Annotated in this window: 14 protein-coding genes; 6 read left to right on the plus strand and 8 right to left on the minus strand. The window is 67.8% G+C overall.

Annotated elements, in window-relative coordinates; translation table 11 throughout:
• Positions 1-249: 249 nt before the first annotated feature.
• The 3 genes from SB816_RS13210 to SB816_RS13220 all read left to right on the plus strand — a co-directional run bounded on the left by SB816_RS13210 (position 250) and on the right by SB816_RS13220 (position 3,898).
• On the plus strand, positions 250-1,293 hold the full coding sequence (locus SB816_RS13210) for a Fe(3+) ABC transporter substrate-binding protein (protein WP_410547134.1): 1,044 nt from the start codon (positions 250-252) through the stop codon (positions 1,291-1,293).
• A gap of 152 nt (positions 1,294-1,445) precedes the next feature.
• Entirely contained in the window at positions 1,446-3,116 is a 1,671-nt protein-coding gene (locus SB816_RS13215) for an ABC transporter permease (RefSeq protein ID WP_064522972.1), read from the plus strand.
• Positions 3,117-3,121: 5 nt separating this feature from the next.
• Positions 3,122-3,898, plus strand: a complete 777-nt coding sequence (locus tag SB816_RS13220; RefSeq protein WP_410547135.1) for an ABC transporter ATP-binding protein — start codon at positions 3,122-3,124, stop codon at positions 3,896-3,898.
• Between the two features lie 96 nt (positions 3,899-3,994).
• Here the strand turns inward: SB816_RS13220 and SB816_RS13225 are convergent, their stop codons facing one another.
• Positions 3,995-4,972 carry a Bug family tripartite tricarboxylate transporter substrate binding protein gene (locus tag SB816_RS13225; RefSeq protein WP_410547136.1) on the minus strand — a complete coding sequence of 326 codons (978 nt, stop codon included), beginning with the start codon at positions 4,970-4,972 and terminating at the stop codon, positions 3,995-3,997.
• 418 nt (positions 4,973-5,390) lie between these two features.
• Between SB816_RS13225 and SB816_RS13230 the strand changes: the two genes are divergently transcribed.
• Together SB816_RS13230 and prfH are read left to right on the plus strand one after the other, a co-directional pair.
• Complete coding sequence (locus tag SB816_RS13230) at positions 5,391-6,527, plus strand: RNA ligase RtcB family protein (protein WP_336236258.1); 1,137 nt, start codon at positions 5,391-5,393, stop codon at positions 6,525-6,527.
• The gene (gene prfH / locus SB816_RS13235) at positions 6,527-7,150 is read left to right on the plus strand and encodes a peptide chain release factor H (protein WP_054502625.1); all 624 of its coding nucleotides are present in this window, start codon (positions 6,527-6,529) and stop codon (positions 7,148-7,150) included. The genes SB816_RS13230 and prfH overlap by 1 nt, the downstream gene beginning before the upstream one ends.
• Positions 7,151-7,207: 57 nt before the next feature.
• Here the strand turns inward: prfH and SB816_RS13240 are convergent, their stop codons facing one another.
• Both SB816_RS13240 and SB816_RS13245 read right to left on the minus strand, forming a co-directional pair.
• On the minus strand, positions 7,208-8,113 hold the full coding sequence (locus SB816_RS13240; RefSeq protein WP_064522980.1) for a pirin family protein: 906 nt from the start codon (positions 8,111-8,113) through the stop codon (positions 7,208-7,210).
• A gap of 77 nt (positions 8,114-8,190) precedes the next feature.
• Positions 8,191-8,889: a pirin family protein gene (locus tag SB816_RS13245; protein ID WP_410547137.1), complete on the minus strand. Its 699-nt coding sequence runs from the start codon at positions 8,887-8,889 to the stop codon at positions 8,191-8,193.
• A gap of 181 nt (positions 8,890-9,070) precedes the next feature.
• On the opposite strand from SB816_RS13245, the gene SB816_RS13250 reads away from it, so the two are divergent.
• The gene (locus SB816_RS13250; RefSeq protein WP_054502628.1) at positions 9,071-9,985 is read left to right on the plus strand and encodes a LysR family transcriptional regulator; all 915 of its coding nucleotides are present in this window, start codon (positions 9,071-9,073) and stop codon (positions 9,983-9,985) included.
• Between the two features lie 72 nt (positions 9,986-10,057).
• Here SB816_RS13250 and ntrC read toward each other — a convergent pair whose 3' ends face one another.
• The 5 genes from ntrC to rdgB form a co-directional block, all read right to left on the minus strand.
• Positions 10,058-11,560: a nitrogen regulation protein NR(I) gene (gene ntrC, locus SB816_RS13255; RefSeq protein ID WP_054502629.1), complete on the minus strand. Its 1,503-nt coding sequence runs from the start codon at positions 11,558-11,560 to the stop codon at positions 10,058-10,060.
• Positions 11,560-12,624 (minus strand): nitrogen regulation protein NR(II), encoded by a 1,065-nt coding sequence (gene glnL, locus SB816_RS13260; RefSeq protein ID WP_064522984.1) that lies wholly within the window; start codon positions 12,622-12,624, stop codon positions 11,560-11,562. The genes ntrC and glnL overlap by 1 nt, the downstream gene beginning before the upstream one ends.
• Positions 12,625-12,814: 190 nt before the next feature.
• Positions 12,815-14,227 carry a type I glutamate--ammonia ligase gene (gene glnA, locus SB816_RS13265; RefSeq protein WP_049073515.1) on the minus strand — a complete coding sequence of 471 codons (1,413 nt, stop codon included), beginning with the start codon at positions 14,225-14,227 and terminating at the stop codon, positions 12,815-12,817.
• A gap of 184 nt (positions 14,228-14,411) precedes the next feature.
• Positions 14,412-15,635: a radical SAM family heme chaperone HemW gene (hemW, locus tag SB816_RS13270; protein WP_410547138.1), complete on the minus strand. Its 1,224-nt coding sequence runs from the start codon at positions 15,633-15,635 to the stop codon at positions 14,412-14,414.
• A 36-nt stretch (positions 15,636-15,671) separates the two neighbouring features.
• Positions 15,672-16,295, minus strand: a complete 624-nt coding sequence (gene rdgB, locus SB816_RS13275) for an RdgB/HAM1 family non-canonical purine NTP pyrophosphatase (protein WP_054502632.1) — start codon at positions 16,293-16,295, stop codon at positions 15,672-15,674.
• Between the last annotated feature and the right edge of the window lie 12 nt (positions 16,296-16,307).

Below are 16,307 nucleotides of genomic sequence, written 5' to 3' on the forward strand. Positions count from 1 at the left end.
CTCGGCTCGTTCCGCGAGGGGTTCGCCATGGCGCACAAAAGACGCGCCCGGCATTAGGGTTGTCCCTATTCTACAGGGACTTGATGATAATTGCTCTCATTATTCCGTAATACCCTTATGCCGTATTGATGGGGATCAAGGGTCTTATGCGCAGTCTTACATTGAGTTGAATACGATAAAACTTCCTGTTATCGTCCCGCTCTGACTTGATAATCATTTTCGTTAGCAGACCGCTTTGCCGGAGTCCCTATGTCCAAGCGTCCCCCAATGACCACCCTGCTGCGCGCCCTGGCCCTGGCCGGCGCCGCCGCCTTCGCCGTCCCGGCCCACGCGGCCGAGGAAGTCAGCCTCTACACCACCCGGGAACCGAAGCTGATCCAGCCGCTGCTGGACGCCTTCACCAAGGAAAGCGGCATCAAGGTCAACACCGTCTTCGTCAAGGACGGCCTGCTCGAACGCGTCAAGGCCGAAGGCGCCAAGTCGCCCGCCGACGTGCTCATGACGGTCGACATCGGCAACCTGCTCGACCTGGTGGACGGCGGCGTGACGCAGTCGATCAAGTCGCAGACGCTGGAATCCGTCATCCCCGCCAACCTGCGCGGCGCCGATGGCAAATGGTACGCCCTGTCGCTGCGCGACCGCGTGCTGTACGTCGAAAAGGACCTGAAGCTGGAATCCTTCCGCTACGAAGACCTGGCCGACCCGAAATGGAAGGGCAGGGTCTGCATCCGCTCGGGCCAGCACCCCTACAACACCGCCATGGTCGCCTCCATGATCGCCCATGACGGCGCCGAGGCCACCGAGAAGTGGCTGCGCGGCGTCAAGGCCAACCTGGCCCGCAAGGCCGCCGGCGGCGACCGCGACGTGGCCCGCGACATCCTGGGCGGCATCTGCGACATCGGCCTGGCCAATGCCTACTACGTCGGCCACATGAAGAACGCCGAGCCCGGCACCGACGCCCGCAAGTGGGGCGACGCCATCAAGGTGGTCCGCCCGACCTTCGCCAACGAAAAGAGCGGCGGCACCCACGTGAACGTCAGCGGCGCGGCCGTGGCGGCCCACGCGCCCAACAAGGCCAACGCCATCAAGCTGCTGGACTTCCTGGTGTCCGAGCCGGCGCAGGTCCTGTACGCGCAGGCCAACTACGAGTACCCGGTGCGCAAGGGCGTCAAGCTCGACCCGGTCATCGCCAGCTTCGGCGAACTGAAGGTCGATCCCCTGCCCCTGACCGAGATCGCCAAGTACCGCAAGCAAGCCAGCGAGCTGGTGGACAAGGTCGGTTTCGACAACTAAACGCGGCAAGGCGGCGCCCCCTGGCGCCGTCTCGCGGCTCTCAGGCCTGCCCTTGCTCGCCCGGAAAACTCCCGGGACGCGCGACGGCAGGCCTTGACGCTACTACAGGCGCCGCCCGCGCAGCGCCTTCCCCGCAGTAACTCTTGTGAAGCATGCATACAGATTCCCTGCCCCGGCCACTGCGTTTGCGCTGGACTGAACGCGGCGCCGGCTGGCTGGCCGGCGCCGCCCTGATCGGCCTGGCGGTGCTGGCGCCGGTGCTGACCCTGGTCTGGTGGGCGCTGGGCGGCGATCTGTCGCACTGGCGCCACCTGGCCACCTACGTGTTGCCGCAGGCGCTGGCCAACACCGCCGCGCTGCTGGCTGGCGTCGGCGTGCTGGTGACCCTGCTGGGCACCGGCTCGGCCTGGCTGGTGACGGCTTACGAATTCCCCTCGCGGCGCACCTTGACCTGGGCGTTGCTGCTGCCGCTGGCGGTGCCGACCTACATCATCGCCTTCGCCTATCTCGACCTGCTGCACCCGATCGGCCCGATCCAGAGCGCCATCCGCGCGCTGCTGGGCTACGACAGCCCGCGCCAGTTCCGGCTGCCGGACCTGCGCTCGATACAGGGCGCGATCTTCGTGCTGGGCTTCGTGCTGTATCCCTATGTCTACCTGAGCACCCGCGTCATGTTCATGACGCAGGCCGCCAGCCTGCTGGAAGCGGCGCGCACGCTGGGCGCGGGCCGCTATGGCGTGTTCTTCCGGGTGGCGCTGCCGCTGGCTCGTCCGGCCATCGTGGTGGGCGTCAGCCTGGCGCTGCTGGAAACCCTGAACGACATCGGCGCGTCCGAATTCCTGGGCGTGCAGACGCTGACCGTCTCCGTCTACACCACCTGGGTCACGCGCTCGGACCTGGCCGGCGCGGCGCAGATCGCGCTGACCATGCTGGCCATCGTGATCGGCCTGATCCTGCTCGAACGCCATGGCCGCAAGCGCCAGCGCTACGCCAACACGCAACGCATGCGGCCGATGCAGCCGCGGCGGCTGCGCGGCGCGGCCGCCGTGCTGGCGGCGGTGCTGGGCTGGATACCCGTGATCATCGGCTTCGTGGCGCCGGCGCTGTACCTGGTGGTCGAAACCTACAAGCGCCTGCACCTGGTGGGCGGCGTTTCCAACCAACTGCTCAACGGCTTGGGCAACACGCTGATCGTGGCGTTCAGCGCCACCATTGTGACGCTGCTCTGCGGCCTGATCGTGGCCTGGGCCGGCCGCACGCTGCGCGAAAGCGCCGGCTTCAATCCGGGCCGCGCCTGCGCCCGCGTCGCCAGCCTGGGCTACGCCGTGCCCGGCACCGTGCTGGCCATCGGTCTGCTCACCCCCTTCGTCTGGATCGACACCGCCGTGGCCAAGGTCTTTGGCGGCGGCGGCCTGTTCCTGATGGGTTCGATGGCGGCGCTGGTGTGCGCCTATGCCATCCGCTTCCTGGCCATCTCCACCGGCGCGCTCGAAGCCGGCCTGGCCCGCATTCCGCCGTCGCTGGAACAAGCCTCGCGGCTGCTGGGAGAAAGCTCGGCAGGCACCTTGCGCCGCGTCCACCTGCCGCTGCTGCGGCCGGCGCTGGCGGCCAGCGCGCTGCTGGTGTTCGTGGACGCCATGAAGGAATTGCCGGCCACGCTCCTGCTGCGGCCCATGAATTTCGACACGCTCGCCACCTGGCTCTACGCCGAAGCGGCCCGCGGCACCTACGAGGAAGGCGCGGTCGCCGCGCTGGCGATCGTGCTGGCCGGCCTGCTGCCCGTCATCCTGCTGGCCCGCACCAATCTGAAAATGGGACATTGAACATCGTGCCCGATCTGCTTGAACTCGATCACATCTCGCTGGCCTACGACACCCCCAAGGGCCTGCGGCCCGTGGTGCAGGACCTGACGCTGGGCCTGCCGGCCGGCCACATCGGCTGCCTGCTGGGCGAATCCGGCTGCGGCAAGACCACGGTGCTGCGCGCCATCGCCGGCTTCGAACCGGTGCGCGCCGGACGCATCCTGCTCGATGGCGCGGTCATCTCCTCGCCCGCCGAGCAGGTCGCGCCGGAAAAGCGCCGCGTCGGCATGATGTTCCAGGACTACGCCTTGTTCCCGCACCTGTCGGTGGCGCAGAACGTGGCCTTCGGCCTGCGCCGCCTGGAGCGCGCCGAGCGCGCCCGCCGCGTCGAGGAAATGCTGGCGCTGGTCGGCCTGGCACATGCCGCCAACAGCTATCCGCACGAGATCTCCGGCGGGCAGCAGCAGCGCGTGGCGCTGGCGCGGGCCCTGGCGCCTTCGCCCGACCTGCTGCTGTTGGACGAACCGTTTTCCAACCTGGATGTCGACACCCGCGAGCGCCTCGCCTTCGAGGTGCGCGAGATCCTGAAGACCACGGGCCACACCGCCATCCTGGTGACCCACAACCAGGCCGAGGCCTTCGCCATCGCCGACCGCATCGGCGTCATGGCATCCGGGCGCATCGCCCAGTGGGACACGCCCTACAACCTGCACCACCACCCGACGGACGACTTCGTGCGCGACTTCATCCGCCGCGAAGCGCTGGTGGAGCAACGCGAGCAGGTCTTCGCGCGCGGGCGCTGATCCAAGGGCCGCGCCCGGGGCATGGGCGCGGCACGCGACGAACCGGCGATTGCGGCGTGTCCGGCCGGCGGCGTGGCCCACGCCCACGACGGCCGATCAGTCGGCCGACAGTTTCACCTTCTGCGACAGCGCCTTGAACGACTCGTACTGGCTGCGGGTCAGGCGTTCCACTTCAGCCGGCGTCGAGCCATACGGCATGAAACCGGCCTGCTCCAGCTTGTCCTTGACATCCGGCATCGCCAGCGCCGCCTGGAAGGCTTCGCTCAACGCGTTGGTGATTTCCGCCGGCATCCTGGCCGGGCCATAGACGGCGAACCACGGATCCACCACCGCCCCGCCGTAACCCAGCTCGGCCAACGTCGGCACGTCCGGCAAGGCAGGCGCGCGCTTGCTGCCGGTAACCGCCAGCGCGTGGACCTTGCCCGACTTGATGTGCGGCAGCGAGGCCGGCAGGTTATCGAACAGGATCGGCAGATGGCCGCCCAGCAGGTCGTTCAGCGCCTGCGCGCTGCCCTTGTAGGGAATGTGCTGCATGCCGGCGCCGGTGAGCTGGTCGAACATGACGCCGGCCAGGTGCATCGAGGTGCCGGTGCCCGGGGTGCCGAAGGCCGTGCCGGGATGCTGCTTGGCGTAGGCCACCAGGTCCTTGACGCTGTCGGTCTTGAGCGACGGGCCGGTCTCCAGCACCACCGAAGACGCGCCCAGCATGCTGATGCCGGTGAAGTCTTTGGTCGGATCGAACGGCATCGACGGATAGACGAAGGGGTTCAGCGCATTGGTGGAGATGGCGCCGAAGCCGATGGTGTAGCCGTCCGGCGCGGCCTTGGCCACGGCGTCCATGCCGATGTTGCCGCCGGCGCCCGGACGGTTCTCGACGATGACGGGCTGGCCCAGTTTCTCGGCCACTTTCGCGCCGGCGGTGCGCGCCACCAGGTCGGTGGTGCCGCCGGCGGTGTACGGCACGATGAACACGATGGGCTTGGCCGGATAGCCGGCGGCCAGCGCGGCATTGGCGCCATGGATCAGCGCCAGCGCGGCCAGGCCGCGCAGCGCGTTCAGGGTAAAGCGTTGCATGATGTCTCCATCCCGATTGTTATCACGTTAGGGATGCGCATCATACTGTGTGGCGCAATTCAGACGCCATGACGAACGAAATCGCGGTTCTTCGCACGTGCGCGGATCAATCCGCCGCGATCGGTGATACAGTGCGCACTTCCCGGCAAGCGGCGCCCTGATTGCGCCGCGGCTTCGCCGGCCCCCAGGCGCCGCGCCCGATGCGCCGCCCTATCCCCACACACCGTACTGCACAGGAGGAAAGCACCATGCAACAACAGACTTCCCCCATCGCAGGCCGCGTCTAGCGCGTTCGAATTTCCTTGCCGCATCTTCGCGGCAGACCATTCGCATTGCCCAGGCCCGGACCTGCCTGACAGGGTCTCTCATTCGTATCGCAATGAGAGCGGCCCTCCTCATGACCTGATCTGGAATCTCCATGGGCAATTGCATTCAAGCACTGTCCGAGCGCGTCACATTGATCGCCTCGGACGACACCTGGATCGAAGGCAACGCGATCCAACAACTCCATACCACCGCCAGGCTCGCCGGCATGCGCCACGTCGCGGGCATGCCGGACCTGCATCCAGGACGCGGCTATCCAGTGGGCGCCGCGTTCTTCTCGCTCGGCCGCCTGTATCCGGCCTTGATCGGCGGCGACATCGGCTGCGGCATGGCGCTCTGGTCGACGCATCTCGAAAGCCGCAAAGTCGCGCCGGACAAGCTCGACAAGCGGCTGCGCAACATCGACGAGCCGCTCGACGACACCTGGCAGGCGCTGGTGTCGGCACTGGCGCCCGCCGGCGTCGGCCATCGGCAGGCGCTGGGCACCATCGGCGGCGGCAACCACTTCGCCGAGCTCCAGTGCATCGACGAAATCCACGATGCGCAGGCATTGGCGGCCTTGCGCATCGACGAGAAAAAGCTGCTGCTGCTGGTGCACAGCGGTTCGCGGGGCCTGGGCCGCTCGATCCTGGAGGAACACGTCCGTCGCCATGGCCATGACGGCCTCGAGCAGGACAGCGCCGCATGCCGGGATTACCTGGCGCAACACGACGACGCGTTGCGATTCGCGCAGGCCAATCGCCACCTCATTGCGCGCCGCATGCTGGCACGCTGGGGCGTGGATGGCGACCAGGTACTGGACGTCGACCACAACCTGGTAACCCCCGCCGTCATCGCCGGAGAAGCGGGCTGGCTGCACCGCAAGGGCGCGACCCCGTCCGACGGCGGACCGGTCATCATCCCCGGTTCGCGCGGCGACTTCAGCTATCTGGTGGCGCCGATCGCCAGCGAGGCCAGCCTGTTCTCGCTGGCGCACGGCGCGGGCCGCAAGTGGATGCGCAGCGAGTGCAAGGACCGGCTGTTCAAGCGCTACAGTCCCGCGCAACTGAGCAAGACCCGGTTGGGCAGCCATGTCATCTGCCAGGACAAGCAACTGATCTATGAGGAAGCGCCGGAAGCGTACAAACCCGTGGACAGCATCATCGCCAGCCTGCAACAGGCGGGCCTGCTGACGGTGCTGGCCAGGCTGCGCCCGGTGTTGACCTACAAGACCCGGGGGGAGTGCTGCTGATGATGCTGCTACAGTTATCCGCGGCCCAGGGCCCCGATGAGTGCTGCCTGGCGGTCGCCAAGGCCCTCGCCTACCTGTTGCGCGAGGCCGAAGCGCGCGGCGTTGGCATCGATATCCTCGAACAGGAGACCGGCACCCGAGCCGGCACCTATCGCTCGGTGCTGCTGGCCCTCGATGGTCCGGGCGCGGCCGGCCTGGCCGCGTGTTGGGAGGGATCGATCCAGTGGATCTGCCCCAGCCCTTATCGCCCTGGCCACCCGCGCAAGAACTGGTTCATCGGCGCTTTGCGTTGCGACCCGCCGGCCATCCGCCAGGACACGGAGATACGCTTCGAAACGACGCGCGCATCCGGGCCGGGCGGCCAGCACGTCAACAAGACGGAATCCGCGGTGCGCGCGACGCACGTGGCGACGGGCATCAGCGTGAAGGTGCAGTCCGAGCGCAGCCAGCATGCCAACAAGCGCATCGCCGCGCTGCTGATCGCGCATCGGCTGGCCCAACATGAGCAGGCCGCGCATGCCACGGAGCGGGCCCGGCGGCGCCAATTCCACCATGAGGTGGCACGGGGTGGTCCCGCGCGCGTGTTCAAGGGCGAGGCGTTCGAGTTGTTGAACGCCGGATAGACGGCGAACCGGCCGGAGCCGCCAGGCGCATGCCGCCCGGCGCTCCGATCGGGCGCGTCAAGCCCGCGGCGGCGGCAGCGGAATGAACTCGGTCTCGTCGCCCGGCACGGTCTGGCCGAAGCGGTTGCGCTGCCAGTCTTCCTTGGCCTGCTCGATGCGGTCCTTGCTGCTGGAGACGAAATTCCACCAGAGGAAGCGCGGGCCTTCCAGCGGCTCGCCACCGAGCACCGCGAAGCGCGCGTCGGTACAGGCGCGGATCTGCACCGGACGGCCGGGCGCGAACACGATCAGGCGGCCGCTCTCGAACACCTGCCCGTCCACCTCGACCGAGCCGATCGCCAGGTAGGCGGCGCGCTCTTCGTGTTCCGCGGGCAGCACGGTGACGGCGCCGGCGCGCAACTGCATGTCGCCATAGAACAGCGGCGAGTGGGTCTTAACGGCCGAGGTCTTGCCGAACAGCGAGCCGGCCACGACCTGCGCGCGCACCCCCTCGCCCTCGACCACCGGCTGGGCGTCCAGGCCATAGTGGGTGAAACCGGGATCGGTTTCCTCGTGGGCCTTGGGCAGGCCGACCCAGATCTGCAGGCCGGCCAGGCGCTGCGCGGCCTGGCGGCTTTCGGGCGAGGAGCGTTCGGAGTGCACGATGCCGCGGCCGGCCGTCATCCAGTTCACCTCGCCGGGCAGGATGGTCTGGGTATTGCCGGCGCCGTCGCGATGCACCATCGAGCCTTCGTACAGATAGGTGACGGTGGACAGGCCGATGTGCGGATGCGGGCGCACGTCGATGCCCGAGCCGGCCGTGAATTCAACCGGGCCCATGTGGTCCAGGAAAACGAACGGGCCGACGGTGCGGCGCTGCGCCGAGGGCAGCGCGCGACGGACTTCGAAGCCGCCCAGGTCGCTGCTGCGCGGCACCACCACGGTTTCGATCTGGCTGTCGCCGGCTTGGGACAAAGTGGACATGGGAATACTCCTGTAGGTTGGCCGTCTCGGGGCCATGTTAAGGCCGGGTGGATCGGCGATCCACCCGGCTGCCGGCCTCAAGCCAGATCGAACACCAGCACCTCGGCGTTGTCGCCGCCGGACAGCGCCACCCGCGTTTCATCGCTGATCGCGACCGCGTCGCCGGCCGCCAGCGCCACGCCGTTGACCGTCAGGCTGCCGCGGGCCACGTGCACCCAGGCGCGGCGGCCGGGGGCCAGTTCCAGCGAGGCCGACTCATCGCCGTCGAACAGGCCGGCATAGAGCCGCACGTCCTGATGGATCGTCATCGAGCCGTCGACGCCGTCTCCCGACACCAGGGCTTGCAGACGGCCGCGCTTTTGGGCGTCGGTGAAGGCCTTTTCCTCATACTCCGGCGCGATACCGGTGACGTTCGGCTCGATCCAGATCTGCAGCATGTGCGTTTCCTTGTCGGCGCGCGGGTTGAACTCGGAGTGCATCACGCCGCGGCCGGCGCTCATCCGCTGCACGTTGCCGGGCTGGATGGTGGAGCCGCTGCCCATGCTGTCCTTGTGCGCAATGGCGCCGTCCAGCACATAAGTGATGATCTCCATGTCGCGGTGGCCGTGGGTGCCGAAACCGCGGCCGGCGGCGATGCGGTCGTCATTGATCACGCGCAGCGCGCCGAAGCCCATGTGGGCGGGATCGTAGTAGTTGGCGAACGAGAAGGTGTGGAACGAATCGAGCCAGCCGTGGTTGGCGTGACCGCGTTCGACGCTACGGCGGATGGTAAGCATGGTGGACTCCTGTTTCAAATATGTGAATGGTTTCGCTTGGGCCGGCGCCTGACTTTTTTCGCTTGGCGCTGGCTGCTCGACCGGCACGAGTGACATTGTGCGCGTACTCGCGCGCCGATTTGACGCTATGATTTGAAGAAACCATTCAATTTTTTTGAACGATATTGCCCGGAGCTTCCCCATGCAGCCGATCACCCCCGAATTGCTCGTCCTGGTGGATGCGATCGCGCGCCACGGCAGCTTTGCCAAGGCGGCGCGCGAGCTGGACAAGGTGCCCTCCGCCGTGACCTACGCCATCCGCAAGCTGGAGGACGGGCTGGACGTGCTGCTGTTCGACCGCTCCGGGCACCGGGCGCTGCTGACGCCGGCCGGCGAGGCGCTGCTCAAGGACGGCCGCCACGTGCTGCAGTCGCTCGACGACCTGGCTTGCCGGGTCAAGCGCATCGCCACCGGCTGGGAGGTGGAGCTGCGCATCGCGGTAAGCGCGGTGCTGCCCTGGCGGCCGCTGTACGACCTGGTCGAGGAATTCCAGGCGCTGGGCAGCGCGACGACCCTGCGCTTTTCGACCGAGGTGCTGAGCGGCAACTGGGATGCGTTGACCTCGAACCGCGCCGACCTCGTGATCGGCGCGGGAGCGGCCGGCGAGCCGACCGGCCCCTACCGCTCACAGACGATGGGACAGGCGCAATTCGGCTTCTGCGTGGCGGCGCATCACCCGCTCGCATCGCTGCCGCAGCCGCTGAGCCGCGCCGACATCACGCGCTACTGCGCGGTGGTGGTGGCCGATACCTCGCGCAACCTGCCGCCGCAGTCGCGCGGCATCCTGGCGGAGCAGCCGACGCTGGTGATGCCCACGATGCAGGCCAAGATCGAGGCCCAGATTCGCGGGTTGGGATGCGGCTACCTGCCGTTGACGCTGGCCGCGCCCTACCTGGCGCAGGGCGTGCTGGTGGTCTGCGATACCGATGAGGGGATGTCGCTGACCGAGCATGTGGCGTATGCGTGGCGGGCGGAGGCGCCCGGCGAGGCGTTGAAGTGGTGGCTGCAGAAGTTGAAGTCGCCGCGCCTTTGCGAGGGCCTGCTAGGCATGGCCTGAGCGCGTCATTTTCCTCTGAAGGACGCCCCGCGGGCGGCGCAGCGGCCGCCCCGGGGTCCGGGCCAACGCGGCCTACTCGTCCTCGATGCCCAGCTCGCGCAGCTTGCGCGTGATGGTGTTGCGGCCGATGCCCAGCCTTGAGGCGGCTTCCACGCGGCGGCCGCGACTGGCGTCCAGGGCGCTTTGTAGCAGGATCTTCTCGAACTGGCGCGTCAGCGTCGCCATGACGGCGGGTTCGCCGCGCTCTAGGCGGTACTGCGCGTCGCGCAGCAGGGAGTCCTGCCAGTTGCGGGGCGTGGCTTCGTCGGCCGCGGCGGGCGCGGAGTGCTGGACCACGGTGCCGATGGCGGCAACGCCGGCGCTGGCGGGCGGTCGCGGCGATACGGAGCCGGCGGCCGGCGCGTGTTCCATCGCGCGGATTTCGGGCGGCAGGTCGGCGCGTTCGACGGTCTGACCAGGGGCCATGACGGTAAGCCAATGGCAGAAGTTCTCCAACTGGCGCACGTTGCCCGGAAAGTCGAACTTGGTCAGGACGGCCAGCGCTTCCGGAGTCAGCCGCTTGACCGGCACGCCAAGGGCGCGCGCGCTGGCGGTGAGGAAGTGGTTGGCGAGCGCGGGGATGTCCTCGACCCGTTCGCGCAGCGGGGGCAGGCGCAGGCGGATGACGTTCAGGCGGTGGAACAGGTCTTCGCGGAACAGGCCCTGCTCGACCCGCTGCTCCAGCGGCTGGTGGGTGGCGGCGACGATGCGCACGTCGACCCGCACCGGCTGGGCGCCGCCGACGCGGTAGAAGCTGCCTTCGGCCAGCACGCGCAGCAGGCGGGTCTGCAATTCGATCGGCATGTCGCCGATTTCATCGAGGAACAGCGTGCCGCCATGGGCTTCCTCGAAGCGGCCGCGGCGCAGCGTGTTGGCGCCGGTGAAAGCGCCGCGTTCGTGGCCGAACAGTTCGGCTTCCAGCAGGTCGCGCGGGATGGCGGCGGCGTTCAGCGCCACGAACGGGCCGCCGGCGCGCATGCCATGGCCGTGCAGCGCGCGCGCCACCAGCTCCTTGCCGGTGCCGGACTCGCCGGTGATCAGCACGGTGACCTTGGACTGCGCCAGCCGGCCGATGGCGCGGAACACTTCCTGCATGGCGGTGGACGACGACTGCGTCATCATCCAGCGTTCGTTGTTCTGCGCCTCGCCCTGCCCTTCGGGACTCTCGGGCTGGGCCGATTCCTGCATGGCGCGCTGGATCAGCGCCACCGCTTCGTTCACGTCGAAGGGCTTGGCCAGGTAGTCGAAGGCGCCTCCCTGGAAGGCCGACACGGTGCTGTCCAGGTCGGCAAAGGCGGTCATGACGATGACGGGCAGGCCAGGATGGCGTTCCTTGAGCTGGCGCAGCAGTTCAAGGCCGTTGCCGCCGGGCATGCGGATATCGGAAACCAGGGCGACGGGCGTCTCGTGCGCCAGCGCGTCGAGCACGTCGGCGGCCTGGGAGAAACTACGGGTGGGGACACCGGCGCGGGCCAGGGCCTTTTCGAGGACCCAGCGGATGGCCTGGTCGTCGTCGACGATCCATACGGGTTTCATCAGAGTGCGGGCTCCATCGGTAGGACCAGGCGAAACTCGGTGCGCCCGGGTCGGGATTCAAATTCGATGATGCCTCCGTGCTGCTGCACGAAATCCTGGGCCAGGCTCAGGCCCAGGCCGGTCCCGCCGGCGCGGGCGGTGACCAGGGGATGGAAAATGCGGTCGCGGATATGGTCCGGCACGCCGGGACCGTTATCGATGATGGACAGCTCCAGCGCCAGGCGGTGCTGCCGATGCGCCAGCATGACCTGGCGCGCCACGCGGGTGCGCAGCGTGACGACGCCAGGTTCGAGTCCGGGCGTCTGCGGCCGCGCGACCAGTTCCTGCGCCGCGTTGCGGGCCACGTTCAGCACCGCCTGCATCAGGCGGGCGGCGTCGCCCTTCAGGTCGGGCATGGACGCGTCGTAGTCGCGCACCAGCGTGACGTCGTTGCGGAATTCGGCCTGGATCAGGGCGCAGACGCGCTCGCAGATCTCGTGGATGTTCACCGGCCGCGCGTTCAGCGGCACGCGTTGCGGGCCGCTCAGGCGGTCCACCAGCGCCTGCAGGCGGTCGGCTTCGGAAATGATGACCTGGGTGTACTCGGCCAGCGCCGCGCTCGGCAGCTCGGCTTCCAGCAGTTGCGCGGCGCCGCGCAAGCCGCCCAGGGGATTCTTGACTTCGTGCGCGAGGTTGCGCAGCAGTTCGCGGTGCGCCTCGATCTCGTCGACCAGGCGATGGTTGCGGTCGGCCAGCACGCGCTGCTCGATCTCGCGGGTCTCGATCAGCACCGGCCAGGCCTGGCCGCTCAAGCCGACCGTGGTCACCGCCACTTCCACCGATTCGGCGGCGCGGCGCAATGAGGCCAGTTGCCTGACGTCGGCATACCTGCCGGCCGCGGCGCGGTCGATGGACGATTGGATGTTTTCCGGATTGTCGAACAGCGTGGCGGCGGAGTGGCCGCAAAGCTGCTTGCGGGAACGGCCGAACAGATCCTCGGCGGCCGCATTGGCGTATTCGATATGCCCGCGTGCGTTGACCAGGAAAACGGACGTGGCAAGCAGATCGAGAGCTTCTACATTCATTTTCAACGTACCCGAATGACTACAAGGGGGAAATCGGCACACCGGTCCGGTGGCGCTTGCGTGCGCCGCCCTGCCCGCCGGCGCGAGGGCCGGCGGGACAGGCTGTCGGTCGGCGACCTGGCGGTGCGCGTGGTGTCGGCCCTGGTTTCTGCCTACATCATCGCGCTCCCCCAGCCACAACCCCTGGAAATCAGAGGCTGTAGTACATGTCGAATTCGACCGGGTGCGTGGTCATGCGCAGACGGTTCACATCGGCCATCTTCAGGTCGATGTAGGCGTTGAGCATGTCGTTGCTGAACACGCCGCCGCGGGTCAGGAACTCGCGGTCGTTGTCCAGCGCTTCCAGCGCCTGCTCCAGCGAGGAGCACACGGTCGGGATCTTGGCGTCTTCTTCCGGCGGCAGGTCGTACAGATTCTTGTCGGCCGGATCGCCGGGGTGAATCTTGTTCTGCACGCCGTCCAGGCCGGCCATCATCAGGGCCGAGAAGGCCAGGTACGGGTTGGCCAGGGGGTCCGGGAAGCGCGCTTCGACGCGGCGGCCCTTTGGGTTGCCCACGTACGGGATGCGGATCGAGGCCGAACGGTTGCGGGCCGAGTAGGCCAGCTTGACCGGGGCTTCGTAGTGCGGGACCAGGCGCTTGTACGAGTTGGTGCCCGGGTTGGTGATGGCGTTCAGGGCGCGGGCGTGCTTGATGATGCCGCCGATGTAGTACAGCGCGAATTCCGACAGGCCGGCGTAGCCGTTGCCCGCGAACAGGTTCTGGCCGTCCTTCCAGATCGACTGGTGCACGTGCATGCCGGAACCGTTGTCGCCGACGACGGGCTTGGGCATGAAGGTGGCGGTCTTGCCGTAGGCATGGGCCACGTTGTGCACGATGTACTTGACGATCTGGGTCCAGTCGGCACGTTGCACCAGGGTGCTGAACTTGGTGCCGATTTCCAGTTGGCCGGCGCCGGCCACTTCATGGTGGTGCACTTCGACCGGCACGCCCATCTGTTCCATCAGCAGGCACATTTCCGAACGCATGTCCTGGAACGAATCGACCGGGGGAACGGGGAAGTAGCCGCCCTTGACCGCGGGACGGTGGCCGGTGTTGCCGCCTTCGAATTCCAGGCCGGTGGACCAGGAGGCCTCTTCCGACTTGATCTTGACGAAGGTGCCCGACATGTCGGTGTTCCAGGTCACGCCGTCGAACACGAAGAATTCGGGTTCCGGACCGAAGTAGGCGGTGTCGCCCAGGCCCGAGGCCTTCAGGTAGGCTTCGGCGCGCTTGGCCAGCGAACGCGGGTCGCGGTCATAGCCCTTCAGGTCCGACGGTTCGACCACGTCGCACGACAGGATCAGGGTCGGCTCTTCGCGGAACGGATCCAGGTTGGCGGTCGACAGGTCGGGGATGAGCAGCATGTCGGAGGCTTCGATGCCCTTCCAGCCCGGGATCGACGAACCGTCGAAAGCCTGCCCGCTTTCCAGCTTGTCTTCATCGATAGCGGAAGTGGGCACCGACACGTGGTGCTCGCGGCCAACCGTATCGGTAAAGCGGAAATCCACGAATTTGACTTCGTTGTCGGCGATCTGTTTCAGGACGTCTTTCGGGCTTGCCATGTCATCTCCATTAGATAAAAGGGTCGAGGGCTGTGCCGCTCGACTGGCATAAAAGAGGGAAGCAATAAGCGTGCCAGGTCTCACCCCCGGGATTGCCCGGGGAGGCCTGTGAGGTCATGGGGCAATGTAGCACCATCTTGGTGCAAATGATGGGGCATGATTGCCCCATCATGGTGCTTTATTGCTACAGGAACATTTCCTGCAGGTCGTTCAGGAAGCGCCAGCCCAGGGGCGTGGCCCGCAGGCGGGTGGGATCGGCGTCCAGCAGGCCCTTGGCGGACGCTGCCTCCAATTGGTGCGCGATGGCGGCCAGCGACAGGCCGGTGCGCTCGTTGAACAGCGAGGCCGCGACGCCGTCCTTCAGACGCAGGGCGTTCAGCATGAACTCGAACGGCAGCTCGTCGGGGCCGACCTGGCGGCTCTCCGCCAGGTGGCTGCCGTCGCCGGCGGCGGCCGCGCGCATCCAGGACTCCGGGCTGCGCAGGCGCGCCTCGCGCACGATGCGGTCATGGAACGACAGTTTGCCGTGGGCGCCCGGCCCCAGGCCGAGGTAGTCGCCGAACTCCCAATAGTTCAGGTTGTGGCGGCAGCGCGCCCCGGGCCGGGCATAGGCCGAGACCTCGTAGCGCGCCAGGCCGGCCGCGGCCAGCTCGGCCTCGACCGCGTCCTGCATGGCGGCGCTGGCGTCGTCGTCCGGCAGGTCCTCGGGCGGGAACTTGGCGAAGACGGTGTTGGGCTCCATCGTCAGGTGATAGAGCGACAGGTGCTCGGTGCCGAAGCCGATGGCCTGGCGCAGGTCGGCCACGCAGGCGTCCAGGGTCTGGCCCGGCAGCGCGAACATCATGTCCAGGTTGACGCGCGGCGCGGCGCGCTGGGCCATCTCGATGGCGGCGCGGGCCTGGGCCGCGTCGTGGATGCGGCCCAGCTTCTTCAACTGGGCGTCGTCGAAGCTCTGGATGCCCAGCGAGAAACGGGTCACGCCGCTGGCGGCGTAGTCGCGGAAACGGCCGGCCTCGGCGGTGCCGGGATTGGCCTCCATGGTGATTTCCGCATCGGGCCACATGTTCAGACAGGCGCGCAGCATGGCCAGCAATTCGTCCAGGCCGGCGGCCGACAGCAGGCTGGGCGTGCCGCCGCCGATGAACACCGAAACCACCTGGCGCCCCCAGATCGACGGCAGCGCCTGCTCCAGGTCGCTGCGCAGCGCGTCCAGGTAGGCGCGTTCGGGAATCTCGCCGCCGGGCGCGGCGTGCGAATTGAAATCACAGTACGGGCACTTGCGCACGCACCACGGCACGTGCACATAGACCGACAGCGGCGGCAAGCTGGTCAGGGTGGCGCCGGCCGGGGTGACCAGGCGCGAGCGGGCCGCGCCCATTTCGGAGCGGATGGGGATGGTGATGGACATTCGTGTTCCTGGCGGCGGCGCACACGCGCGCCGGGGTCAAGCCTGGTTCAGCTTGCTCAGCAGTTCGCGCAGCGCGCGGGCGCGATGGCTGATGCGGTTCTTTTCCTCGGGATCGAGCGCGGCGGCCGTCAGGCCCTGGTCGGGCAGGTAGAAGTGCGGATCGTAGCCGAAGCCGTTCTCGCCTTCCGGCTGGTCGATGATTTCGCCCTGCCACAGGCCTTCGCCGATCAGCGGGCGCGGGTCGTTTTCACCGCGCACCAGCGCCAGCACCGCCACATAACAGGCGCTGCGGTCGGTCGCCGACGCCAGCTTGTCGACCAGCAGCGCGTTGTTGGCCTGGTCGGATTTCTCGCCGCCATGCATCTTGGCGTAGCGCGCCGAATACACGCCCGGAGCGCCGTCCAGCGCGGCCACGCACAGGCCGGAATCATCGGCCAGCGCCGGCAGCCCGGTCAGGCGGCTGGCATGGCGCGCCTTGGTCAGCGCGTTCTCGACAAAGGTGACGTGGGGCTCCTCGGCCTCGGGCACGCCCAGGTCGCCCTGGGGCACCAGCTCGATGCCGAGCGGGGCGAACAAGGCGGAGAACTCACGCAGCTTGCCCGGGTTGTTGGATGCCAGCACGACGCGGCGCAGGGAATCGGGAATCTTGGGGGAAGTCATGGCCAAATTGTA

The sequence above is a fragment of the Achromobacter sp. SIMBA_011 genome (assembly GCF_046535435.1).
In the GTDB taxonomy this organism is placed as follows: domain Bacteria; phylum Pseudomonadota; class Gammaproteobacteria; order Burkholderiales; family Burkholderiaceae_B; genus Achromobacter; species Achromobacter dolens.